This is a genomic window from Rhodococcus sp. 06-1460-1B (genome assembly GCF_002258475.1).
GTDB lineage: Bacteria > Actinomycetota > Actinomycetes > Mycobacteriales > Mycobacteriaceae > Rhodococcoides > Rhodococcoides fascians.
In genome coordinates this window covers 69,644-93,495 of record NZ_NOYS01000013.1, presented here as the reverse complement: position 1 = coordinate 93,495, position 23,852 = coordinate 69,644, and the positions used below count along the sequence as shown (strand labels likewise).

Here is a 23,852-nt window from a genome sequence, read left to right as displayed (position 1 = left end):
GCATCCCTACTGATGAGTAGTGTTCGGAGTAACAGACAACCTACCTGGTCTTCGGCTCAGTTCACAGGGCCGATGTTCCCTGGCCCTGTGGCACGATGGGTGGTGGTCTACTCCGACGTCGGGGCGTTCGGAAGCAACAGGGTGGGGAATACATGCGCAAGGCACTAGTTCTGGCCGGAGCAGCAGCACTGATGGTGGCATTCGCGGGGTCTGCGCAGGCAGATCCGGTCCAAGATTTCATTGCTCCACCGAGCGATCCGGCTGCGTATCTCCCCACGTCACTCGGCGATCCGTGGTTCGATCCGCCGGCGGGATACGAGAATCTCGTGCCCGGCACTGTCCTCGCTCGACGCGATGTCGCGGTGACGCCCGAGGCCTCGTCCGTCCAACTGCTCTTCCGCTCCACCGATTCGAAGAATCGTCCCATCGCAGCGGCAACGACGGTGCTGACTCCCACTGCGCCGTGGACCGGTGGTGGAGATCGCCCTGTCATCGCATACAACGAGGCGACGGATTCACTCGGCAACACGTGCGCGCCGTCGTACACCCTCCCGCGGGGCAACAACAAAGAGATCGATCAGGTCCGGATCCTGCTCGGCCGCGGTTACACCGTAGTGATGACGGATTATCAGGGGCCGCGTCAGGCGTATTCGGCCGGTCTCGTGTCGGGGCACACCGTGCTCGACGGTCTGCGCGCCTCCCGGACTGCAGGCGTGAGCGCGGATGCACCCATCGGCATCACCGGATATTCCGGCGGTGCGATCGCCTCGGGCTGGGCGGCGCAGTTGGCACCCGAGTACGCACCCGAGCTGAACATCGCCGGAGTCGCGTTCGGCGGTCCGCCGACCGATTACAAGATTCTGCAGACGTCGCTCAACGGGCAGATCGGATCGGGCTTGTTCACTGCGGCGACGATCGGACTGTCCCGGGAGTACCCGGAGATGCGGCAGCTCGCCAACGACAACGGCAAGCGACTGGCGCTGGCACAGAAGGATCAATGCGTGGATGTGTTGTCCTACAGCGGACTACTGCTGTTGGACCAGCGAAATCTCTCCAACGTCCCGGACGTCTTCGCGCATCCGATCACCACGGCCGTCGTCGAGGAAAACCGCATGGGCCAGACGAAGCCGGACGCGCCGGTGTACATCTACCAGGGCCTGCAGGACTTCCTCATCCCCAAGGAAGGTGCCGAGGCCGTGCAGGATCAGTGGTGTGCAGCAGGAGCGTCGGTACATCTGGAAGAGGTGCCCGGCGACCATTCACTGGCACAGACCAACGGCCGTCCCGGTGCCTACGATTGGTTGGCACAACGCCTGGCCGGTGTGCCGACCTCGGGTTGCGAACGTGTGATTCTCTAGAGGTCCATAACGAATCGTTTTTCGTCTTGACCCTCACGCCACGGGAGGCAGCACAGTGTCCTTCGTGAGTGATTCGTCCGCGAACAGTTCGGTTGACGTCCAGGTCGGCATGCAGGTCGGCGCGGTCTCGAAGTTGGTGGGTGTCAGCGTCAGAACGCTGCATCACTACGACGAGATCGCGTTGGTGGTGCCGTCGGGCAGAACACCCAAGGGCTATCGGACGTACTCGTCGGCCGATGTCGAACGGCTGCATCAGGTACTGACCTACCGCGAGCTCGGGTTCCCACTCGACGTCATTGCAGCGTTGCTCGACGACCCGGCCGTCGACGCGATGGCGCATCTACGTCGGCAGCGCGAGCTGCTCGGCGAGCGGATCGATCACTTGCACGCAATGGCTGCGGCCGTGGACAAGATGATGGAGGCGAAAAAGATGGGTATGCAATTGACTCCCGAGGAGCAGCGAGAGATCTTCGGCGACAACTGGACCGGCGAGGAATACGCCGAGGAGGCCGAGCAGCGCTGGGGCGAGACCGACGAGTGGAAGCAGTCGCAGCAGCGGACGGCGTCGTTCACCAAGGACGATTGGAAGGCCGTCAAGGAAGAGACGGACCTCCTCGAAGCCGATCTCGCTGCCGCGATGCAGCGGGGTGTGTCGCCGGATTCCGACGAAGCCGGGGAACTGGCCGAACGTCATCGCGCGTCGATCGAGCGGTACTACGACTGCGGTTACGAGATGCAGGTGAACCTGGCGGAGATGTACATCGCCGACGAGCGATTTGCCAAGCACTACAACGATATCGCCGACGGTTTGGCGCAGTATCTCCGTGACGTCATCGTCGCGAACGCCGCTCGTCAGGGCTGACTCGTCTCGATCCGCACCCCTTTTCGGAATCCGCGCCTCCTGCAGGGGGTGCGGATTCCGACCCGGGGCGTAGATGTCCGGGCGAACGCTGCTCGTCAGGGTTGACGCGGGCCATCGCGGACCGCTCGTGTGCGGTCGATCCGCCCCACACACCGTGCCGTTCGTCGGTGTCCAACGCATGCTGCAGGCACCGCGTGACGACGGGGCATCGGTCGCACACGAGCTTCGCCTGCCGTTCGAGATTTCTCAGCGAGTATCCCCGCAGCCCCAGGGGCGGGTAGAACATCGAGACCGGCATCGAGCGGCAGGCGGCATTCATCTGCCAGTCCCACTGGTCAGAGATAGGTTGCATTGCTTGTCTTTTCATCGAACTCTCGTATGGATCAGACACCGAGGAGACTGCGGGCATTGTCGGATGTGACGGCGCGCCAGTTCTCCAGTCCACCGTCCGCGGCTCCCGCGTCGAGCGAGCGCAGCTGCTCCTGCACCGCGCCGATCGGGGTGAAGCAGAAGTCGCTGCCGTAGACCAGACGATCGGGCCCGACCGCCGACAGCAATGCCGGCAACTGCCTCGGAACCGGCGTACCGGCGAGGTCGAACCACATGCGCTGCAATACATTCGGCGTCGACGGGGTACCGCGACCGACCTGCGTCCGGAAGAAGTCGACCCGATCCGCCAACAGCGGCAGTACTCCACCGCCGTGAGTCAACACCCAGCGGATGTGAGGGAACCGATCGACCACGCCCAGCAGAATCAAGTCGACGACGGTTCGTGCTGTGTCGAAAAGGAATTCGACCATCGGAGCGGGCCTACCGAGCTCTACCGCAGCTGCATTCGGCGGTGAGGTGGGATGCACGAAGACCACCGCCGAACGCGCATCGAGCGCCGCGAGCAACGGCGTAAGCATGGCGTTGCCGAGATACATGCCGCCGGCGTTCGACATCACGGTGACCCCGTCGGCACCGAGCTGATCGAGAGCCCGAATGGCCTCGACCGTCGAGTCGACGACGTTCGGAAGGGGCAGCGACGCAAAGAATCCGAGGCGTGGCTGACCCTGGACAACTCCGACTCCGAAGTCATTGACCCGTCGGGCCAGATCGGAAGCCTGGCCGTCGTTGCCGAAGTGCACCCCAGGGCTCGACACGGACAGGATCGCCCTGTCGATCCCACACCGGTCCATCATCTGCAGATGCTCGGTCACCGACCAGGACGGCCACTTCGGCATGCCGTCGGGAAAGACGATGCCGGACGCGAGCGCTTCGCGCAGATAGAAGTCGGGGACCATGTGCGAGTGCACGTCCACTACTCCCCCGGCGGCAGGCGTCGATGACGCCGACGCGGTCGCTGCGGACAGGGCGACGCCCGAGAGCGTGGCTGCACCGAGCGCGCCGAGCAAGGTTCTGCGGTCGATCACGATCTACGTCCTTGTCGTCGACACCACCCGGTCCGAACTGACGCTATCGTCACATATGAGATTATCCGCAGTCAACGGTGACTTGTACCAACTGATGTAGGACTAACATGGCGCGATGACGACCGAACGTACGAAGCCCAGTCCTGCGCAATTTTTGGGGTACTCGTTCGGTCGGGTCCTGCCCCCGTCGATGCAGGATTGGGTCCGAAACGACCTCGTCGGCAACGGGGCCCAGGTGCGCTACCTGGCTCGATTCACGGTTCCCGTCATCCCGTTGCTGCTGCTGTTCCTGCTGATTCCCGGCCCGCTGTGGATGTCGCTGGCGATGATGGCGTTGCTGTTCATTCCGCTGGTGTACTTCGCGATAGCGCTGATGAACGTCTATCGGCGGCACCGGTTGCTGATTCACGGCCTCGATCCCCAGTTGATCAACGCCAAGGCGCAGAGCCGCGTCGACCGCACCCGAGACGACTACGAGCGACGTCACGGCCGCGGCTGACGATCGGACGTTAGTCTTCTGCGCATGACTTCACCTGTGGAATTCAAAGCAACCGCTGATCTGGCCGACGAGATCGGTCCCGACATCCGCAGCTGCGACACCCAGTTCATCCAGTTCGGCAAGCACACCGAGTTCGCCGGACCCATCACCACCATCCGCTGCTTCCAGGACAACTTGCTGGTCAAGCAGACGTTGAGCGAGCCCGGCAACGGCGGCGTTCTCGTGGTCGACGGCGACGCCAGCATCCACACCGCGCTCGTCGGCGACATCATCGCCGGGCGGGGTGTCGACAACGGCTGGGCAGGCGTCATCGTCAACGGCGCTGTGCGGGACTCGGCGATTCTGCGCACCCTTGACATCGGCGTCAAGGCACTGGGGACGAACCCACGCAAGAGCACGCAGACGGGATCGGGCGAGAAGAACGTGCCGGTGACCTTCGGCGGCGTCACCTTCACCCCCGGCGAGATCGTCTACAGCGATCACGACGGAGTGGTCGCAGTCTGATCCGACGCGAAAGGGACGGCCGCGGTGCCGTCCCTTTCTGTTGCGTCTTGTACGACGTCGGTGCTACTTCACGAATGCGAGAAGCGCGTCGTTCACTTCCTGGAAGTGTGTCCACAGCAGCCCGTGGGGTGCGCCGTCGACCTCGACGTACGTTGCCTCCGGGAACGCCTCGTGGAACGGGCGGCCGGTGGAGTCGATCGGCAGGATGTTGTCGGCCGTGCCGTGCAGGATCAGCGTCGGCTTGCCCGATGCGCGGACCTTTGCGACGTCTCCGCGGAAGTCCTCGAGCCAGGTGGGCACGACGGCATAGGCCGCGACGGGCGCGCTGGTGGTGGCGGTGTTCCAGCTGGCGCGGACGGTGGCCTCGCTGATGCGGCTGCCGAGGTTCTCGTCGAGGTTGTAGAAGTCCTTGTAGAAGTTCTCGAACCAGGTGAAACGATCCTCACGCGCTGCGGTCTCGATGCCGTCGAACACCGACTGCGGAACGCCGGTGGGGTTGTCGTCGGTCTGCAGCAGGAACGGCTCGAGCGAGGCGAGAAACGCGAACTTGGCGACGCGGTCGGTGCCGTACGTCGCGGCATACCGAGCCAGTTCTCCTGTGCCCATGGAGAATCCGACGAGGATGACGTCGTTCAGGTCGAGCTCGGTCAGCACCTTGTCCAGGTCTGCAGCGAAGGTGTCGTAGTCGTAGCCGACGGTGGGCTTGCTCGACTGCCCGAATCCACGGCGGTCGTAGGTGATGACGCGGTAGCCGGCATCGAGCAGCGCACGCGACTGGCGCTCCCAGGAGTTGCCGTCGAGCGGGTAGCCGTGGATGAGCACGACCGGCTGGCCTGAGCCGTGATCCTCGTAGTAGACCTCGACGGGGGTGGAGTTCTCGGTTCCGACGTTGATGTACGCCATGATCCTGCCTTCCTGCGTCCTGAGCATCGAACGGGAGAACGGTCGTTCTCTCCGTGTGTGGACTACTGTAGAGAACGTTGGTTCTCTCGGCAAGGGGTAAGCGATGACCAGTACGGAAATCGGACGGGCACAGGTGGTGAACGCCGCGGACGAACTGTTCTATGCGCGCGGCATCCAGGCCGTCGGCATGGATGAGCTGCGCACCGCAGCGGGAATCTCTCTCAAACGCATGTACACACTGTTTCCGTCCAAGACGGCCATCGTGGCCGAGGTCCTCCGTGGCCGCACTGCCCAGTGGAACGACGGGATCCACGCCGAGGCGGATCGACACGACACACCGCGCGGAAAGTTGTTGTCCATCTTCGACTTCCTGGATCGATGGTTCCGCGAGGACGACTTTCGCGGGTGCGCGTTCATCAACTCCTTCGGCGAACTGGGCGCAACCATGCCCGAGGTCGCCGACGCCGCGCATCAGCACAAGAAACGTTTCATCGAGTACGTCACCGCCTTGGCCGTCGAAGACGGATGCGAGCCGACCGTCGGTCTGCAGATCGCACTGCTCGCCGAGGGTGCTCAAACCACCGCCGCCATCACCGAACTGGCCGAATCCGCCTCTGCAGCAAAAACTGCGGCCGAGGTTCTGTTGAATTCGAGCGCGAAGTGACGGGCATCGCGGATCACTGACATTTGACACTGAAATTGTCCGTTTCGGGACGTTAGTGTCGAATCCATGAGCAAGCTACGAGTCCTCGCCGCCCTCACCGTCTCGACGGCCCTGCTGGTCAGTGGATGCACGTCGTCCGACGAGCCCTCAGCCGTGCAGGCGACCTCTACGACGACGTCGAGTGGGAGCATCAGGACCGACGACGTCCAGGCGGCTCTGGACGCGCTGGTAGCGGCCGGGTCCGTCGCCGCCGTCGCGCAGGTGCGCGACGGCGAGGATTCCTGGTCGGGAGCGGCAGGACTCGTCGAGCGTGATGGCACCGAGCCGGCCGGTGCCGATGATCCGGTGCGCATTGCAAGCGTCACCAAGTCGATGGTCGCGGCGGTGGTGCTGCAGCTCGTCGACGAGGGAAAGCTGCAGCTCGATCAGCGGGTCGACGAACTCCTTCCGGGCCTGCTGTCCAAGTCCGTCACCGTCCGACAACTGCTCGACCACACGAGCGGAATACCCGACTACCTCACCGGACTCGATACGGCGCAGCAGATCGCTTCTCGCGCCGATGATTCCGTCTCCGACGATGAGCTGATCTCGAAGGCATCGGCCATGCCGTGGAGAAGTGAACCGGGCCAGGAGTTCAGCTACTCGAACACCAACTACGTTCTACTCGGGCGGATCGTGGCCGATCTCGATGGGAAGCCCGTCGGACAGTCGCTGCAGGACAGGATCTTCGAACCTCTGCAGATGACTGACACCACTTACCCCACCGACGCTGATATCGCCGACGATGCACTGCACGGCTACGTGCTGGAGAACGGGATCTACACCGACGTCACCGAATACGACGCGAGTATCTGGTCTTCCGCTGCTGCAGTGGTCTCCACGGTAGAGGACATGAACACGTTCTTTCGTGCTTTGTTCGACGGCACACTGCTACCTCGCAACATGGTCGACGACATGCAGGTGGTCAGCCCCTCCGGCTACGGCCTCGGATTGCTGCTGGGAATCGACGCCTGCGATCCAGAGTCCGGTGAGCTGGTGTTCGGCCAGCGCGGCAACGGCTTCGGATATCGCACGTTCCAGTTCTCGAGTCCCGACGGCAGCCGTCAGGTGTCACTGGCCTGGACCACAGCCGCGCCGACCCCGGGCACCGATCCGCTGCTACAACCCGCATCCGAAGCACTGATCGCCGGACTGGCATCGACCTGCCCGGCGTAGCTAGAGGGTCGTCACCCAGCCGTGCACTTCGTCGCTCGTGAGTGCAGCCTGGTGACGCTTCCGCAGAGTGAGCGTCGTCGGTCCGATTTCCTTGGTTCCTATTGCGCGGCCGTCGATTTCGTATACCGGGGCAACCCCGGCCGACGTGCCACACACGAAGACCTCGTCGGCGATGTACAGCTCGGTGAGGTCGACGGTGCGTTCCTGAACCGTCATTCCTTCTTCACGCGCAAGGGTCAGGATGGTTCGACGGTTGATGCCATCGAGAATGTCGCTGGTGACGTCAGGCGTGACGAGCACTCCGTTTCGCACGAGGAAGATGTTGGCGGCACTGAGCTCGCAGACGTGTCCGTTGATGTCGAGGAAGATGCAATCATCGAACCCACTGTCGATGGCATCCTGTTTCGCCAGAACGGAATTGACGTATGCCCCGTTGACCTTCGCGCGCGACGGAATCGCATAGTCGGGGATGCGACGCCACACACTGGTCTTCAATCGCATACCGTTTTGCGGCACAATGGGATTGGCGTCGTAGAGGAAGATCGACACTGTCGTGTGCAGGCCACGGACCCGTGTTCCGGGAATGGACTCGTCGACGTGGACGGTTGCCCGCACGTACACCTCGTCGGTCGGGGCGTTGGCCGCGACGACCTGCTGCGTCACCTGCACGAACCGCTCGAAACTCCACTGCGTCGCGAAGGTGTCGATGCCGATGATCTTGCAGGACTCGACGAGTCGCTGGTAGTGATCGAGCAACCGGAAAGCGGTGCGCCGATCTCCGTTCACCTGCACCGGAAACACGGTGTAGACACTCAGGCCGTAGAGGACTGCCGAGGTCGCGACCCCGAGTGTCGCGTCCTTCGCATCGACCAGTCTGTCGCCGAAATACACCTTCGAGTGCGGGAGTGCCATGCGGCGATGCTAGTCGCCCGGTGAGTCCAAGCGACAACGCTTTTACTTCTCTATGGTCGAGTACATGAGCGAACGCACAGTATCCTGGCCACCCCTTGGTCGTTCCGCAGGCTCCACTCCCGCCCGCACACTCTGGAACGACGGCCCCGAGGTGGGTGCCATCGGCTTGGGCTGCATGGGAATGACCTGGGCATACAAGGCAGACGACCAAACGGAGTCCCCCGATCGCGTCATCGGGCACGCCCTGGACCTGGGTGTGAACTTCATCGACACCGCCGATGTGTACGGACCGTTCACCAACGAGGAAGTCGTCGGCGCAGCCATCGGCAGTCGACGCGACGAGGTGGTGCTCGCGACCAAGGGCGGATTGACCTCCCACATCGGCGACGCCGGCGAGCCGGTCATTTCCGGCCCCAACGGCAAGCCCGAGCATCTGCGGTCTGCCATCGACGATTCGCTCCGACGGTTGGGCGTCGACCACATCGATCTGTATTACCTGCACCGTCCCGATCCCGAGGTCGACGTCGAGGACAGCATCGGCGCGATGGCCGAGGCCGTGCAGGCCGGAAAGGTTCGCGCACTCGGTGTTTCGGAGTTCACCGTCGAGCAGCTCGATCGGGCTCAGCGGGTGCATCCGATATCCGCTGTGCAGTCGGAGTTGTCGTTGTGGACACGCGACCACCTTGCAACCTCGTTGACATGGACGAAGGACAACGGTGCAGCCTTCGTGCCGTTCTCGCCGCTGGGCCGCGGCTTCCTGACCGGCAACTTTCGCGGAACAACGCCCGCTGCAGATGATTTCCGAGCTCGGCTGCCACGCTTCAGTCAGGACAACCTCGATGCGAACCTCGTCATCGTCGACGCCATCGCGGCCATCGCCGACGAGCTCGGTGCGACGCCTGCGCAGGTGGCCCTGGCATGGGTGCTGGCGCAGGGAGAGCACGTGGTGCCGATTCCCGGCACTCGCCGCACTTCGCGTCTCGACGAGAACGCCGGTGCCGCCTCGCTCACGTTGAGCTCCGAGCACCTCGCCGCACTCGACACGTTGCCCGAGCCCGCTGGTGGCCGGTATTGAGATAGCGCAGGTCGATCCGTCGACGGATCGGTTGTCGGCCGAGAAAATCCTCGCGGTACAGAGGAGTGCGTACGCGGTCGAGGCCGAGCTCATCGGCGACGATCGCATCCCACTACTGCACGAGTCGGTGGATGATCTGTGTGCAGCACAGGTCCACTGGCTCGTCGCGCTTGATCTCAGCCAGATCCTTGGTGCCGCAGCGTGGTCCGGTTCGGAGATCGACCGTCTGGTGGTGGCTCCACACGCACATCGGCAGGGCATCGGTCGCGGTTTGGTTACCGCGGCACTGAATTGCATTGCCGGAGAACGTGTGCTGGTGGCTACCGGGCGAGACAATGCCCCGGCCCGTCGCCTGTACGAGTCACTCGGCTTCGTGCACAGCCAGAATCAAGAGGTGTTGCCGGGACTGTGGCTGGCCCGCTACGAACTCAACCGCTCAGAGCCCAGACGACTACAGCGATGACCGCCCCGAACGCTGCGGAGCCGGCCAACACGGCTCCGTGCCGAGATCGTTCTCCGATCATCAGAAGCAAGGCCGTCGACGCCGCGACTCCCACCGCTACGGCGAACACGAGATTGAATGCCCTCGCCGAGTCCATTCCGAACACGAACCGCGCTGCCAGCCCCAGCAGAATGACCACCGCGGCCATGACGAAAGTGGTGGCGATACTGCTTCGCACTTTCACGAGTTCTCCAGACGTGTTCGGGCCCAAAACCAGATCAGCGCACCGGAGATCGGCATGACAAGCACCAATAGGCACCACCAGAGTTTCGCGCCCTCACGCGACTGAGTACTGCGAACTATCGACACCCAGGCGACAGCAACGAGCATCAACCACAGAACAATTGCAGCAATCCATACCAAATCGAACGTCAGCGGAACGGTGGGATTGCTGCCGTCCATTGTTTCCACTCCCTTTGCCTCGAATAGCCAGCCTATCGATCTTGCTCGGCGTTAGGCTGCGACCATGACCGCCTGGATCGAAGTTCTTACGGCCATGACCACTGAATCGACCATACCGATGCGGGGCACTATCGAGGAGATCCACGAAGCAGGAAGTCCCGAGTCCTTCCGGCACGGATTCGCCTACAGTGGCACGCCACCCGTGCTGATCGCACCCGAAGATGGCTGTCGGGTATGGCGATCCGGGCGCAAGACGCGCGTCGAACGTCTCGACGGCAATCCCATCTTCATCAGCGACGGCGCGCGGGCCTGGGACTTCACAGGCCCGGCCGACCGACCACGCGTCGGACCGCTTGGCAGGGTGATGTATCTGGGGCCTAGCCAATTCTTGTTGCAGCAACGCAGTACCGCCGAGTGGACCGGAAACGAATTCGCGCAACCGATCGGCACGGTGGAGACGGTCGAGTTCGCCGGACGCGATTGTTGGACAGTGCAATTGGCTCCTCCCGATGGGAAACCGTATCCGCTTCGCATCTGGGTCGACGTCGAAACCGGGTTCATCCTGGGCGACCGCATCGACGGGGCAGGAATCGGTTCGCAGTTCGTCGAACTCGCTGTCGGCGAACCGATCGACGACACGATGTTCGTCTGGGACGGGCCGGCGCACACGGGCGAGGAGTATCAGCAGATACTAGAGGACGAGTCGAGAGCGCTGCGGCACACACACGCGCAGTGGTTCAGAGAGAACGTGGCGCCGACGCCATTGATCGTGCGCGCACCGCTCGATTTCACTCCCGAGTACGTGCATTTCGCAGAGGCCGGCGACGGGGGCTTCGATACGAGCAATCGGAGAACACTGTTGGGACGTCGCCCTCGCAGTGGCGAGGGATGGACACCGAAGTGGGGAGTGTCGCATTACGTTTGGTCCACTCCGGACTGGGATTGGGCTGCCGGAGCGACAAACGGACAGCTCGATGCTCCTGCAGTCCTCGAATTGCAACATTCGTTACATCCTGGAGAGCCGGTGGACCGTGGTCGGAGAGTCGCTGGACGCGCTCACGAGTAGCCTCAACTCTCATGACCTCGTTGAAAGGCGCATGAGCGACCATCGCACGCTTGTCGTGCACATCTCGGCGTCGGTGATCGGTGACGGTGAGATCGACCCGCCCCGTGTGGGTTCGGTGTTGACAGGCCCATTGCGTTTCGTAGAGCTACCCGAGAACGAGCCGCAGGTCGTCAGGGTATCGGCGAGCCTCGAACCGTCGGGGCAGGAGCCGATCTGGCAATACACGGGGCAAAAGTCCCCTCGTCGCTGGGAATGGACCGGACTGCTTCGCGGCGACGGTTGGACTGCGTCATGGCGCGGATTCACCCCCAGGACTGGGCAAGTCGAGTTGACCGGCCGCTTCTACGGCGTCTTCGGCTACGACACCGAGGGGTGGTTTCGCGGTCGAGTGACCCGAGCTCAATTGGTGTCGGAGCGCTACCAGTTGATTCCCGGCGAGGGTTGGGTCATATGCCCTGGTCATCGTGCCACTCGCGACATGGAGGAAGTCCGTCGAATCTTCGGCCACGTGTCGATGCGCGAGGACGGTGGCCCCGTCGACCAGGAGAACAGCGTCATGATCGATCTCGATCTCGACGACGTTCCGCCTCTACCGACCCGCCCGAGCATCGTGCCGGGAGACGTGGCCGCTGCCGGCGGCGTCACCTGGGTTCTCGACGCGGAATTACCGCTGGTAGTCAGCATCGATTCGGAAGGTATTGCTGCCGAACATGTTCTACCGGCCAGGATCGGTGGTTCGCGCTCCGTCTGGGCCACCGAAGCAGGGTGCTGGGTCGGCGGAATGGACGGAATGTTCTGGATTCGCCTCGGTCAGGAAGCAGTTCGGGTCGATACCTTGCCCGCGCTCATCGGATCCGTCAACGGGGGGCTGTTGCTCGTCTGTGCCGGAGCGGCAATGTGGCGCCTGTACACACCGGGTTCGGATTCGGCGGCCGTCGCGGCTGTCGCGGGCCACGTCAATTCCATAGCTGTGGAACGTGATGGTTGGGTCGTCTGCGTTCAGCCTCCCGCGGAATCAGTGGTGCGCCTGGTTCGGGTGTCAGGGACGGGGCATTCGACCATCGGACCCGTCATTCCGCAGCTACCTCGCGGCCACGGAAATCCATATCTCGCTGGCGATCCACTTCGTCTGGTCCGAGGAGTCGACGTTGCATTCGTCGAACCGGACCTCACCATTCGCGACGACGGTGAAAAGCTGGGGCGCAGCCAGTTTCACGGTGGTCAGCTCGGTCGCTTTGCCTGGACGATCGGGCATGCACCCGACGGCACTTCATCAGCGGGGTGGTGGCCGCTCTCTGGCCCGGTCACCTACGAACGAGGCGAACAGTTCTGGTTGTTCACCATCTATGACGCGGCGACCTTGACGCCACTGACAAGCGTTCCCGTGATCGCGACCAGCCCGAGCGTCGCGATCGACGACATAGGTCGGATTCTGGTCATCGCGCGTGGGGTCCAAGTACTTCAACACGACGATCCAATGCTGCGATGGCCCGTGGAGCTTGATATCGCAGCAATGCTCGACGATTCGATGTCGGGCGAACAGCAGAGGTGACCGCAGGTTGCCGCAGAGGGAGCTAGCTTTGCAGGCATGACTTCTGCCGGCGGCGCGATTGCATTGGCTCTCTTCGGCATGGCTCTCGTGTCGATCGTCCTTGACACAGGCACCGGCTGGCTCATCAAGCTGGCGTGGGTAGTGGTGGCAGTGATCCTGCCCATCGTCGGTCCCATCCTGTGGTTCGCAGTCGGGAAGCGCTATCCGTATGGGGTGAACGGCGGCAACAACTGAGAGTTCAGTATCCAGTCGCATTGCGTAGGTCGATGTTGACCAGATGGCTTACCTGGTCGCGAAGCCATTCAACCGTCTGCGGGTTGGGGGCGGGTGCGTGGGCCAACAGCGTCCAGCGCAGTCGGGTTGCTGCGGTCAGATCGAACTGCACCAGCACGTCGGGAAGACTCGGCCACGGCGAGCTCCACACCACGCGGTCGAACTCACTACTCTCGACGATGCGCGGCAGAGCGGCACCCTCGAACATCACCGGCCAGGCGAACCCTTGATTCTTCGGATGCAAGTCTGGGCGCATCAGTGCCTTCCAGACGAAGAAGACCGGCGGCGACAACTCCGCAGTCCTGCTGGCGAGAACCATCATCGACCCACCGTACGCAGGTACCGACTCGGGAGCCCTCCTATTTTTCGCGCACGCCGGTGCGGGCGGTCGCGATGTACTGACAACAGACAGAGCTGTGCCCTGACGCTTGTGTGGGTCGTCAGGCGGGTTGTCGTGGTTCCTCGTCGCCGGTGTCGCCCGTGTCGTTGTGGTGGTCGGGTGGGTAGAGGACTTCTTCGGGGTGGTGTGCGTGGTTGATCAGCCCACGGCGTGTGGGGTCCATCCCTGTTGGTGGATGCCACAGGGTTCGGCCCGGATAGCGATGTCCTGCTGTGGTTTTGGTGGTTGCCCACTTTCCGGGGCCGGTGCCGACGAGTGCGTGGTGCATGTCGCAGGCGAAGGTAAGGGAGTCGATGTCGGTGGGTCCGCCCTCGACCCAGTCGTCGAGGTGGTGGGACTGGCACCAGGTTGCAGGTCGGGTGCAGGAGGGGAAGCTGCAGCCGCGGTCGCGGGCGATGAGGACGATGCGTTGGTCGGCGGAGGCGATGCGTTTGGATCGGCCGAGGTAGAGGGCTCTGCCGTTGTCGTCGAAGATGGTGAGGTAGTGGTGGGCGTGCGAAGCCATGCGGATGGCGTCGCGGATCGAGACGCGGGATCCGGTGGCGGTCATGGCGTAGCCGCAGCCTGATTCGAGATCGTTCAAACTCATGGTGACGATGGCGGTGACGGGCAGCCCGCGATGGGTGCCGAGCGTGCCGGAGGCGAGGGTGTGCCGGAGCGCCATCTTCAGGGCATCATGACGGCGTTCGTTCTGGGTGCGTCGATCCCGCGCGGCGGCAGCATCACGAGCAGCGGTGTCCGAGGCGTCGGCGTCGGCGTGGCCGCCGGGTTCAGCAGCGCTGTCGGAGCCGGCACCGTCGTTGGTGTCATTGGTGTCGTTGGTGTCGTTGGTGTCCTTGGGTGTGCTGTGTGGCGTTGTGCCGCAACCACAGTCGCTGCTGTCGGCGCACTCACCCTCACCGCGGTCGTCGCCACTGCGGTTTTCTCCACTGCGGTCGTCGTCACCGTAGAAGTTGGCACCGTTGCCGACCGCCCCATCCCACAGGTACTCGTCACCCGATCGAGCATCGCTGGATCCTGCCTCGTCGGGCATCGGCCCGGGCTTTGGTGTAGCTGCACTGCCACTCCCGCCGCCGTCCCCGCCGCCGTCCCCGCCACCGTCCCCGCCGCCGTTCTCGTCGCCGGTGGTCTCATCCTCGTGGACGATCGATGTCGGGTCGGCAGGATTGTTCACCCCCGGCTTAGCAGCTTTCGAGAACAAGGCCTCGAGGTAGGCCCGTAGCTCGGAGTCGACGCAGAACGTCCCCTCGGACATCCCGTCGGATCCCTGCTCACCGAGGTAGAAGAACGCATCCCGTTTCCGTGGCCTCGGCTTCGCGTTCTTGTCTTCGTCTTCGTCTTCGTCTTCGTTCTCGTCGAAGTCGCCGTCGGGGTCGAGGATCGAGTCCAGGTGCGCCACCAGTGGCGCGAAGTCGTCGGGCCGCCTCGTCGAGGCGAGACCCACCAACTGCTGTTCGGCGCGATCGCGGGTCTGCGGATCCACACTCGACGGCAGATGCCGGAAGAATTCGCGGATCATCTGCACGTGCTGGGCATCGAGCAATCCCGCCCGCACCGCTGCAGCGGTGTGCGGCAACAAGGGAGGCAGCACTTCGCCGGACAATGCGGTGCGGTCACCCAACTCCGCGGCCAGACGTACTCGCGCCCCGGCCGCGCGTGGGGTGATTCGCAGCATCCATGCCGCCGAGCACGGCACCGAACCCGGATAGACGTCGAGGCCGTGTTGTGCGATCAGTTCGTTGAGCCAGGTGTGCGAGTACGCCGTCACAGACCGCGACACAGTGTCCATGCGTTGGATCACCGCACGCCGGACGGCGTTCGACCACGCCACCGACGCCTGCCCCGCCAACTCGGCGACCGCCGACTCCACCGCGTCGACCAACCCCGCCAAGACAGGGTCGGACACGTCAGGGGCAGGCGGCACCGTCTCGATGCCGTCCACCCCTGATCCGCCGTCCCCCGAAAGCATGAACAGAATCTACCGCGACCCACCGACACACTTTCGAACACACGTTCGCCGATCCGAGTGAAGTCAGTTGCGAGAGAGCAGCGACCGCGCGAAGAACATGAGGTTGGCCGGCCGCTCTGCGAGTCTGCGCATGAAGTAGCCGTACCACTGCTCTCCGTAGGGCACGTAGACACGCACGTGCTGGCCGGCGTCGACCAGTCGTCGTTGTTCCTGGTCGCGGATTCCGAACAGCATCTGGAACTCGAAGTCGGCTGCGGACCGTCCGGCGTTCGCGGCGAGCCGCTCCGCCGCCTCGATCATCTCGGGATCGTGGGAGGCGACCATGGGGTAGCCGCTGCCGTTCATCAGCACTTCCAGGCACCGTAGGTAGGAGTCCGAAACGTCCCGTGCACTCTGGAACGCCACCGACGCGGGCTCGTTGTACGCGCCCTTGCACAGTCGGATGCGAGATCTCGGTCCGGACAGTTCTCGGCAGTCGGCCTCGGTTCGTTTCAGGTACGCCTGCAGCACCGTGCCGAGATCGGGAAAGTCCTGCCGCAGTTCGCGCACGATGGACAGGGTCGAGTCGGTGGTGGTGTGGTCCTCGGCGTCGACGGTCACCCACACTCCCGCCGCTGTTGCCGCGGTACAGATTTCGCGCGCGTTCTCGAGCGCCAGCGTCCGGTCGATTCCCTGACCGAGGGCCGAGAGTTTGAGCGATACCTCGAGCGCGGTCTCGGCGGTACTACGCGTCGAAAAGCGTTGTATCAGTGACAGGTACGACTGAACGGTGGCTGTCGCCTGCGCGCGGTCGGTGGTGTCCTCGCCCAGATAGTCCACCGAGACGAATCGTCCCGACGCCAGCAGGGCATCGACGGCGGTGACCACGGCGGGCTCCGATTCACCGGCGACGAAGCGGTCGACGAGCGATCGGGTGGCACGCAGCCGCGTCACGGTGGCCTGCAATTTCGGTGAGCGTGCGGCCGCCAGCAGAGCCGGCCGCAGTGGGTTGCTCAGCACTGTGGTCATCGTGTGCCCTCGCCTTCCTGATGGGGGTAGCCGTGTGCGGTCGGCGGGACGAACGTTTCCTTGACCGTGCGTGCCGATGCCCAGCGCAACAGGTTCTGCGGTGAGCCGGCCTTGTCGTTGGTACCCGACGCACGCGCTCCGCCGAACGGTTGCTGACCGACGACCGCGCCGGTGGGCTTGTCGTTGACGTAGAAGTTTCCGGCGGCGAATCGCAGTGCCGAATGGGCCTGCTCGACGGCCGTGCGATCGGTGGCGATGACGGCACCGGTCAGTGCGTACTTCGATCCGGTGTCGACGGTGCGCAGTACGTCGGCATAGGCGTCGGGCCGGTTGTCGTCGTAGACGTGCACGGCCAGAATGGGGCCGAAGTACTCGGTGGTGAAGGCTTCGTCGGTGGGATCGTCGCCGAGAAGGACCGTGGGAGAAACGAAGTACCCTTCCGTGTCGTCGCACGTTCCACCGGCGGCGATGGTCAGGCCGGTCACGGATTTCGCGCGGTCGAGCGCTGCTGCGTTGCGGTCGAACGCCTTTCGGTCGATGACGGCACCGCCGTAGTTCGACAGGTCGGTGACGTCGCCGTACTTCAGGGCCGACACCTGCTCGATGAACGTCTCACCCATACGAGCCCACAGCGACTTCGGCACGAATGCCCGCGAAGCGGCCGAGCACTTCTGCCCCTGGAAGTCGAAGGCACCGCGAATCATGGCCGTGGTCAACACGTCCGGATCGGCCGAGCTGTGCGCGACGACAAAATCCTTGCCGCCGGTCTCGCCGACGAGCCGCGGGTAGGAGTGGTAGTTCGAGATGTTGTTGCCGACCTCGCGCCACAGCGTCTGGAAGGTCGCAGTGGATCCGGTGAAGTGGATGCCCGCCAGGCGTGGATCGGCCAGGGCTACTTCGGAGACCATCGGACCGTCGCCGAGGACGAGGTTGATCACTCCCGGCGGCAGACCTGCCGCCTCGAGCAACTGCAGCGTCAGGTACGCGGCGACTGCCTGGGTGGGCGACGGCTTCCACAGCACCGTGTTGCCCATCAGTGCAGGCGCTGTGGGGAGGTTACCGGCGATGGCGGTGAAGTTGAACGGTGTGATCGCGTAGACGAAACCCTCGAGCGGGCGGTACTCGACGCGATTCCACACGCCCGGGGCCGACACCGGCTGATCGGCGAGGATCTGTCGTGCGAACGCGACATTGAACCGCCAGAAATCGATCAGCTCGCACGGTGCGTCGATCTCGGCCTGGTAGGCCGACTTGGACTGCCCGAGCATCGTTGCGGCAGCGATCCTTTCGCGCCACGGACCCGACAGCAGATCAGCCGCGCGCAGGAACACTGCAGCTCGCTCGTCGAACGGAAGATCGCGCCAGGCCGGTGCAGCTGCGGTCGCCGCCGAGATCGCGTCCTGCACGTCCCGGTGCGTTGCCTCGGCGAAACTACCGATGACCGACGCGTGCTTGTGGGGTTCGACCACATCGGTATCGGTGCCGGCGGCGTCGCGGTGGACACCGCCGATCACCTGATGGATGCGGACGGGGTTCGCACGCAGTTCGTCCAAGCGGATGCGCAGCCTCGCGCGCTCGGCGCTTCCGGGGGCATAGGTGTTGACCGGCTCGTTGACCGGGGTGGGAACTGATGTGACCGCGTCCATGGTGGCTCCTCGCACTCGGGTGTGTGCTGCTCATTGAAGTCGCATCGACAGCGCGTTCAATCAGCTCATCGGCCAAAGAATTCGTGGTGTACTTGTCCGCATGGCCAACACCGTGACGCTGCGTTCTCTGCTGACGTCGCTGCACAGCGCCGTGGTCGAGCTCGTGGTCGCTCCGGCGGGAACCGAGATCACCGTCGAGTCCGTGGCCCTGCTCGACGGCGACGACCTTCGTCGACCACCGGGAACGGCTGCCGATCTGACCCTGCTGGTCGGCGTCACCGAGACCGATGCGCTGCGTTGGTTCGACGATCTGGCGTTGCGTCCGGTGGTCGACAGGCCCCTTGCGGTGCTGACCAAGGTGGCCGACTCGACCGCGTTGGCCCACGCTGCCCGAGAGACCGGAATCGCCTTGGTCGCGGTACACCACCAGACCCGCTGGGAACTGCTGCTGTCGACGATGCGCGGGGTCCTCGATCAGTCACGCTCACCGGCCTCGGACGACGGGCTGTTCGGAGCGGACACCGATCTGTACGAGCTGGCGCAGACGGTTGCGTCCTTGACCAAGGGCATGGTGAGCATCGAGGACGAGCGCTCGCACGTATTGGCGTACTCGGCATCGGACGACTCGGCCGACGAGTTGCGGACCCTGTCGATCCTGGGGCGAGAAGGACCGGCCGACTACCTTCGCCGTCTGCACGAGCGCGGGGTGTTCGATCGACTCCGCCGTACCGACGACGTCATCGACGTACCGGCCGATGCCGAACTCGGTATTCGTCGACGCCTTGCCGTCGGGATACGTCGAATAAGCGGCGCAGCAACAACACTGGGAACGATCTGGGTTCAGGAAGGCGCGCGTCCGCTGTCGGTGGACGCCGATGCGGTGTTGCGCGGAGCGTCGGCGGTCGCCGCCCGGCTGATCACCCGCATTGCGAACGCCCCGACCAACGAGGCGCTGCAGATTCAGCGACTGCTCGGCGCGCGGGGTGGCGGCGTGGACATTCCGTCGCTGGCCGCGGCGCTGTCGATTCCGACCACGGGGACGGCCGCGGTCGTCGGATTCGCCGCCTGTGGTGAATTCGACATCACCGGTCTGGCTCCGTCGATCCGGTTGCACGCCAGCGCATTCAGGCGAGACTCGCTGGTGACCGTCATCGGCGAGAGAATCTACGTACTGTTCTCCGGAGCTGCGTCGGGGACGGCGATTCCGGTGTGGACCGCAGATGCCTTGTCGCGCATCGAGACTCGAACCGGACTGTGCTTGCGCGCTGCGGTGGCCGCGCCGATCGCCGATCTCGACGGGGTGGCTGCAGCCCGGTTCGAGGTCGACCGAGTATTGGACGCGACCACCGGCGACGTTCGGGTCACCACGCTCGCAGAGTCGAGAACGTCTGTGCTGCTGGGTGAGATCGTCGACATCATCTCGAATCACGAGCAGTTGCGTGACCCGCGCATCGCAGCGCTGGATCGGTACGACGCCACCCACGACGGCGCGATGCGAGAGAGTCTCGAGACGTATCTGGCGTGCTTCGGTGACGTGCGTGCCGCAGCGGAGAGGCTGCACATCCACCCGAACACGGTGCGCTACCGCATCCGACGCGTCGAGCAGATTCTGGAGTTGGATCTGTCGGATCCGGACGCGCGGTTGTTGGTGGAGATTCAGCTGCGGATGTGAGCGTCGCGGGCCTCGGCAGTGCTGGACCGGATCACCAGGCTCGGCTCGATACGCGAACGTCGGGTACTGCGGTTGCCGGAATCGATTTGGGCCAAGAGTATTTCGACGCTACGGATGCCGACCTCGCTGAACTCCTGACGGATCGTCGTCAGGGGAGGGGAGAAGAACTCCGCGTCGGGAACGTCGTCGAAACCGACCACACTGACGTCCGTCGGAACTTTCCGGCCGTGCACTTCGAGGGCGCGCAGCACACCGAGGGCCATCGCATCGTTTCCGGCGAACACCGCTGTGACGTCCGGGTTCTCGGCCAATCGACATCCGGCTTCGAAGCCGGACTTCGCGGTCCAATCGCCGGCGAGAACGAGTGGCGGTTCGACACCGGCCTGCTCGTGGGCCGAGCGCCACCCGATGACGCGGTCGGCCGCCTCGTACCAACCCGAGGGGCCTGCGACGTGCCAGACGGCGCGGTGACCGAGTGAGAGCAGATGTGTGGTGGCGGACTGCGCGCCGGCGACCTGATCGACCGAGACGACCGCCAGATCGCCTTCCGGCGATCCTTCGACGGCCACCAGTGGCAGTTCGGCGGCCAATTCGGCGATGTCGCCGCCGTCGGTGCTCAACGGCGCGATGACGACGACGCCGTCGACGCCCTGCTTCTGCAACCTGCGCACGCAGGTGCTGATCGCCACCTCGTCGAACGAGGTGGGGACGCCGACGACGACGGAGTATCCGGCCTGTCGTGCGGCCTGTTCGACGCTGTAGAGCGTCGACACCGGCCCATACAGAGCGTTGCCGGTGCCGACGATCCCGATCGTGCTGCTGCGGCCGGTGACCAGAGCGCGAGCGGCGGTGTTCGGCCGGTAGCCGAGCTCCGCGATCGCCTGCTCGACCTTTGTTCTGGTCGCCTCGGTGACGTTGGGATGGCCGTTGATGACCCGAGAGACGGTCTGGTGGGACACACCCGCGAGCCGAGCGACGTCGGTCATGGCCGGTCCGCGGGTCGGCGTCATCGCACGCATCCTCCTTCGCTGGTCGGACACCATCTCAGCATGCCCGGACCGGATCGGCGCGTCACCGCCCGGATCACGTCGTTTTCGTCATCGATGCAGAGGTCGGCGGTGCGGGCTTTCCGGGCTCGCCGGGGGAGAACATCTCAGCGGGTACCGGTACGCCCAGGTAACTGGTGGGGGACGCGGCTTTGTCTCCCTTGCCGCCCTTACCGCTCGCCGCACGACGCTTGGTCCAGATGTCGAACGCCACGGCGGCGAGCAGCACCAGACCCTTCACCAATTGCACTCTCTCGCTGGGTGATCCGATCAGCGACATGCCGCTGTTGATCACGGCGATGATGAGTCCACCGGTCAGCGCGCCGACGATGCGGCCGACGCCGCCCTGTACGGCTGCGCCACCGATGAACGCCGCCGCGATGGCGTCGAGCTCGAAGCCGTTGCCCGCAGTAGGACCGGCCTGGTTGAGGCGTCCGGCGAAGATGATTCCGGCCAGAGCCGAGAGGACACCCATGTTGACGAAGATCCAGAACGTCACCGGCTTGACCTTGATACCGGACAGGGACGCGGCGTGAATATTGCCGCCGATGGCGTAGACGTGCCGACCGAATACGGTCTTGCCGGCCAACGTCGAGTAACCCATGACCAACACGGCGAGCAGGATCAGCACGTACGGCAGGTTCTTGAAGCGAGCCAACTGGACGGCGATCGCAAGCACGAGAGCGGCGGCGAACGCCATCTTGATCAGGAACAGCGGCATCGCGTCCACGGTCTGGCCGTACTTCTGCCGGCCCGTTCGAGAACGCCACTGGCTGAACACGATTCCAGCGACCGCGAGAATCGCGACGAGCAACGTGAAGATATCCGCCCCACCCAATGGCCCGAGACCCACATTGCCCATGAAGCCGGGCAGGAAGCCGTTGGACAGTGTGCGTACCGGTCCGGGGAACGGCCCGATGCCCTGGTTGCCGAGGACGATGAGAGTCACTGCGCGGAAGACGAGCATTCCGGCGAGGGTGACGATGAACGCGGGAATGCCGAAGTACGCGACCCAATAACCCTGCCAGGCACCGATCAGGCCGCCGACGATCAACGTGATCAGCACCGCCAGTGGCCACGGCACGTTCTGTTGGACCATGAGGACACCGGCGATGGCTCCGGTGGCCGCCACCACCGATCCGACGGACAGGTCGATATGGCCGGCGATGATGATGACGACCATGCCGATGGCCAGAATGAGAATGTACGAGTTCTGCACCACCATGTTGCTGATGTTCTGCGGCACCAACAGCTGACCTCCGGTCAGCACGGTGAAGAGCACGATGATCAGCGCGAACGCGATGAAGATTCCGCTCTGTCGGAGGTTTCGCGTGAGCAGCCCCCGAACGGTCGACAGCTGGTTCATCGAAGTACTCCTGTTCCACGGGTCATGAGATGCATGAGAGATTCCTGGGTTGCGTCCTCGCGGTCGACCTCACCGGTGATCCGGCCGGCGGACAGCGCGTAGATCCGGTCGCACAGACCGAGAAGTTCCGGAAGTTCGGACGAGATCACCAGCACTGCCTTTCCGGCGTCGGCGAGTTGGTTGATGATCGAATAGATTTCGAATTTCGCGCCGACGTCGATTCCTCGCGTCGGTTCGTCGAGGATGAGCACATCGGGATCGCTGAAGATCCATTTGCTCAGCACGACTTTCTGCTGATTGCCGCCGGAGAGTTTGCCGACCACGGCGGAGACGTTCGGTGCCTTGATGTTCATGCTCTTGCGGAAGCCCTCGGCGACCTTGTATTCCTGGTTGGCGTCGACGAAGCCTCCCGTCACCAACTTGTCCAGCGCCGCGGTGGAAATGTTGCGCTTGATGTCGTCGATCAGGTTCAGCCCGTACCGTTTCCGGTCCTCGGTGGCGTACGCGATGCCGTGATGGATGGCATCGTTGACGGACTTGACGTGAATTTCCTTGCCGTACTTGTAGAGCCGTCCCGAGATGTCGATCCCGTAGCTTCGGCCGAAGACGCTCATGGCCAACTCGGTACGGCCGGCACCCATCAATCCGGCGAGGCCGACGATCTCACCGCGCCGCAGCGTGAGGTTCGCCTTGTCGACGACGGTTCGGCCCTGCTGGGTCGGACTGTGCACGGTCCAGTCCTCGATGCGCAGAACTTCCTCTCCCACAGTCGATTCGTGGGGCGGAAACCGGTGCTCGAGATCGCGGCCGACCATCAGCGAGATGATGCGATCCTCGGTGACGTCCGGGTCTCGCATGTCCAGCGTCTTGATGGTCTTGCCGTCCCGAATGATCGTGGTCCGGTCGGCAATGGCCGCGATCTCGTTGAGCTTGTGCGAGATGATCACGCACGTGATGCCCTCGTCCCGTAGACCGCGCAACAGATCCAGCAGATGTGCGGAGTCGGAATCGTTGAGTGCCGCAGTGGGTTCGTCGAGAATCAGCAGCGTCACGTCTTTGGACAGTGCCTTGGCGATCTCGACGAGTTGCTGCTTGCCGACGCCGAGATCGCTCACGACGTTGACGGGATTCTCCCGCAGCCCTACCCGGTTCAGTAGGGCTGCGGCCTCGGAATTCGTTCGGTTCCAGTCGATGAACCCGCGCTTGGACCGCTCGTTGCCGAGAAAGATGTTCTCGGCAATGGAGAGATGCGGACTCAGTGCGAGTTCCTGATGGATGATGACGATGCCCTCGGCCTCGCTACTCCGGATGTCGGAGAACGAGCACTCTCGACCGTCGAACACGATGTCGCCGTCGAATGTGTCGTGCGCGTACACACCCGACAACACCTTCATGAGCGTCGACTTGCCTGCTCCGTTCTCGCCGCAGATCGCGTGGATCTCGCCGCGATTCACCGAGAGAGTGACATCCTGTAGCGCCTTGACGCCGGGAAATGTTTTGGTGATGCCGCGCATCTCCAGAATCGGGCTCGTCATCGCCGAAC

The 23,852-nt window shown here is 63.9% G+C and carries 25 protein-coding genes; 12 read left to right on the top strand and 13 right to left on the bottom strand.

Annotated features, from left to right (window positions below):
• Positions 1–152: 152 nt before the first annotated feature.
• Entirely contained in the window at positions 153–1,358 is a 1,206-nt protein-coding gene (locus CH268_RS04875) for a lipase family protein (protein ID WP_094662689.1), read from the top strand.
• 109 nt (positions 1,359–1,467) lie between these two features.
• Positions 1,468–2,220, top strand: coding sequence for a MerR family transcriptional regulator (locus CH268_RS04870; RefSeq protein WP_094662735.1), 753 nt, complete (start codon positions 1,468–1,470; stop codon positions 2,218–2,220).
• Here CH268_RS04870 and CH268_RS04865 read toward each other — a convergent pair.
• Together CH268_RS04865 and CH268_RS04860 are read right to left on the bottom strand one after the other, a co-directional pair.
• Positions 2,189–2,572, bottom strand: coding sequence for a WhiB family transcriptional regulator (locus tag CH268_RS04865; RefSeq protein ID WP_255182297.1), 384 nt, complete (start codon positions 2,570–2,572; stop codon positions 2,189–2,191). The genes CH268_RS04870 and CH268_RS04865 overlap by 32 nt on opposite strands.
• Positions 2,573–2,603: 31 nt before the next feature.
• The gene (locus CH268_RS04860; RefSeq protein WP_255182296.1) at positions 2,604–3,635 is read right to left on the bottom strand and encodes an amidohydrolase family protein; all 1,032 of its coding nucleotides are present in this window, start codon (positions 3,633–3,635) and stop codon (positions 2,604–2,606) included.
• Positions 3,636–3,750: 115 nt separating this feature from the next.
• Here CH268_RS04860 and CH268_RS04855 point away from each other — a divergent pair, with 115 nt between their 5' ends.
• Complete coding sequence (locus tag CH268_RS04855) at positions 3,751–4,134, top strand: DUF5313 family protein (protein ID WP_032366711.1); 384 nt, start codon at positions 3,751–3,753, stop codon at positions 4,132–4,134.
• 24 nt (positions 4,135–4,158) lie between these two features.
• Complete coding sequence (rraA, locus tag CH268_RS04850; RefSeq protein ID WP_027494882.1) at positions 4,159–4,638, top strand: ribonuclease E activity regulator RraA; 480 nt, start codon at positions 4,159–4,161, stop codon at positions 4,636–4,638.
• Positions 4,639–4,701: 63 nt separating this feature from the next.
• Here rraA and CH268_RS04845 read toward each other — a convergent pair whose 3' ends face one another.
• Positions 4,702–5,541 carry an alpha/beta fold hydrolase gene (locus tag CH268_RS04845; protein ID WP_094662687.1) on the bottom strand — a complete coding sequence of 280 codons (840 nt, stop codon included), beginning with the start codon at positions 5,539–5,541 and terminating at the stop codon, positions 4,702–4,704.
• Between the two features lie 103 nt (positions 5,542–5,644).
• On the opposite strand from CH268_RS04845, the gene CH268_RS04840 reads away from it, so the two are divergent.
• Together CH268_RS04840 and CH268_RS04835 are read left to right on the top strand one after the other, a co-directional pair.
• Positions 5,645–6,205: a TetR/AcrR family transcriptional regulator gene (locus CH268_RS04840; protein WP_094662685.1), complete on the top strand. Its 561-nt coding sequence runs from the start codon at positions 5,645–5,647 to the stop codon at positions 6,203–6,205.
• Positions 6,206–6,271: 66 nt separating this feature from the next.
• Positions 6,272–7,420, top strand: coding sequence for a serine hydrolase domain-containing protein (locus tag CH268_RS04835; protein ID WP_094662683.1), 1,149 nt, complete (start codon positions 6,272–6,274; stop codon positions 7,418–7,420).
• Here the strand turns inward: CH268_RS04835 and CH268_RS04830 are convergent, their stop codons facing one another.
• A complete protein-coding gene (locus tag CH268_RS04830) occupies positions 7,421–8,332 on the bottom strand; it encodes an aminotransferase class IV (protein WP_176457843.1) in 912 nt (303 codons plus the stop codon).
• Positions 8,333–8,396: 64 nt separating this feature from the next.
• Between CH268_RS04830 and CH268_RS04825 the strand changes: the two genes are divergently transcribed.
• The gene (locus tag CH268_RS04825) at positions 8,397–9,407 is read left to right on the top strand and encodes an aldo/keto reductase (protein WP_094662727.1); all 1,011 of its coding nucleotides are present in this window, start codon (positions 8,397–8,399) and stop codon (positions 9,405–9,407) included.
• A complete protein-coding gene (locus CH268_RS04820) occupies positions 9,394–9,870 on the top strand; it encodes a GNAT family N-acetyltransferase (protein ID WP_176457842.1) in 477 nt (158 codons plus the stop codon). Before CH268_RS04825 ends, CH268_RS04820 begins: the two co-directional genes overlap by 14 nt.
• Here CH268_RS04820 and CH268_RS04815 read toward each other — a convergent pair.
• Together CH268_RS04815 and CH268_RS04810 are read right to left on the bottom strand one after the other, a co-directional pair.
• On the bottom strand, positions 9,836–10,093 hold the full coding sequence (locus tag CH268_RS04815; RefSeq protein ID WP_141215083.1) for a hypothetical protein: 258 nt from the start codon (positions 10,091–10,093) through the stop codon (positions 9,836–9,838). The genes CH268_RS04820 and CH268_RS04815 overlap by 35 nt on opposite strands.
• Positions 10,090–10,311, bottom strand: a complete 222-nt coding sequence (locus CH268_RS04810; protein WP_094662677.1) for a PLDc N-terminal domain-containing protein — start codon at positions 10,309–10,311, stop codon at positions 10,090–10,092. Before CH268_RS04810 ends, CH268_RS04815 begins: the two co-directional genes overlap by 4 nt.
• Before the next feature lie 64 nt (positions 10,312–10,375).
• On the opposite strand from CH268_RS04810, the gene CH268_RS04805 reads away from it, so the two are divergent.
• From CH268_RS04805 to CH268_RS04795, 3 genes are read left to right on the top strand one after another with little or no spacing between them, the layout of a single operon-like run.
• Positions 10,376–11,377: a hypothetical protein gene (locus tag CH268_RS04805; RefSeq protein WP_094662675.1), complete on the top strand. Its 1,002-nt coding sequence runs from the start codon at positions 10,376–10,378 to the stop codon at positions 11,375–11,377.
• Positions 11,378–11,408: 31 nt separating this feature from the next.
• Positions 11,409–12,929, top strand: a complete 1,521-nt coding sequence (locus CH268_RS04800) for a hypothetical protein (protein ID WP_094662672.1) — start codon at positions 11,409–11,411, stop codon at positions 12,927–12,929.
• Between the two features lie 36 nt (positions 12,930–12,965).
• Complete coding sequence (locus CH268_RS04795; protein ID WP_094662670.1) at positions 12,966–13,163, top strand: PLDc N-terminal domain-containing protein; 198 nt, start codon at positions 12,966–12,968, stop codon at positions 13,161–13,163.
• Between the two features lie 4 nt (positions 13,164–13,167).
• On the opposite strand, the gene CH268_RS04790 is transcribed toward CH268_RS04795, so the two are convergent.
• From CH268_RS04790 to pruA, 4 genes are all read right to left on the bottom strand, one after another.
• Positions 13,168–13,524: a hypothetical protein gene (locus tag CH268_RS04790; RefSeq protein WP_141215082.1), complete on the bottom strand. Its 357-nt coding sequence runs from the start codon at positions 13,522–13,524 to the stop codon at positions 13,168–13,170.
• 118 nt (positions 13,525–13,642) lie between these two features.
• Positions 13,643–15,571 carry an HNH endonuclease signature motif containing protein gene (locus CH268_RS04785; protein ID WP_094662666.1) on the bottom strand — a complete coding sequence of 643 codons (1,929 nt, stop codon included), beginning with the start codon at positions 15,569–15,571 and terminating at the stop codon, positions 13,643–13,645.
• Between the two features lie 63 nt (positions 15,572–15,634).
• Entirely contained in the window at positions 15,635–16,579 is a 945-nt protein-coding gene (locus tag CH268_RS04780; RefSeq protein WP_032367516.1) for a proline dehydrogenase family protein, read from the bottom strand.
• Positions 16,576–18,225, bottom strand: coding sequence for an L-glutamate gamma-semialdehyde dehydrogenase (pruA, locus tag CH268_RS04775; protein WP_032371593.1), 1,650 nt, complete (start codon positions 18,223–18,225; stop codon positions 16,576–16,578). The genes CH268_RS04780 and pruA overlap by 4 nt, the downstream gene beginning before the upstream one ends.
• Before the next feature lie 100 nt (positions 18,226–18,325).
• On the opposite strand from pruA, the gene CH268_RS04770 reads away from it, so the two are divergent.
• On the top strand, positions 18,326–19,897 hold the full coding sequence (locus CH268_RS04770; RefSeq protein ID WP_094662664.1) for a PucR family transcriptional regulator: 1,572 nt from the start codon (positions 18,326–18,328) through the stop codon (positions 19,895–19,897).
• On the opposite strand, the gene CH268_RS04765 is transcribed toward CH268_RS04770, so the two are convergent.
• From CH268_RS04765 to mmsA, 3 genes are all read right to left on the bottom strand, one after another.
• Positions 19,882–20,907, bottom strand: a complete 1,026-nt coding sequence (locus CH268_RS04765) for a LacI family DNA-binding transcriptional regulator (RefSeq protein WP_032391210.1) — start codon at positions 20,905–20,907, stop codon at positions 19,882–19,884. The two genes, CH268_RS04770 and CH268_RS04765, sit on opposite strands and share 16 nt — an antisense overlap.
• A gap of 73 nt (positions 20,908–20,980) precedes the next feature.
• Positions 20,981–22,309, bottom strand: a complete 1,329-nt coding sequence (gene mmsB / locus CH268_RS04760) for a multiple monosaccharide ABC transporter permease (RefSeq protein ID WP_027495782.1) — start codon at positions 22,307–22,309, stop codon at positions 20,981–20,983.
• Positions 22,306–23,844 carry a multiple monosaccharide ABC transporter ATP-binding protein gene (gene mmsA / locus CH268_RS04755; protein WP_032367932.1) on the bottom strand — a complete coding sequence of 513 codons (1,539 nt, stop codon included), beginning with the start codon at positions 23,842–23,844 and terminating at the stop codon, positions 22,306–22,308. Before mmsA ends, mmsB begins: the two co-directional genes overlap by 4 nt.
• Positions 23,845–23,852 lie beyond the last annotated feature (8 nt).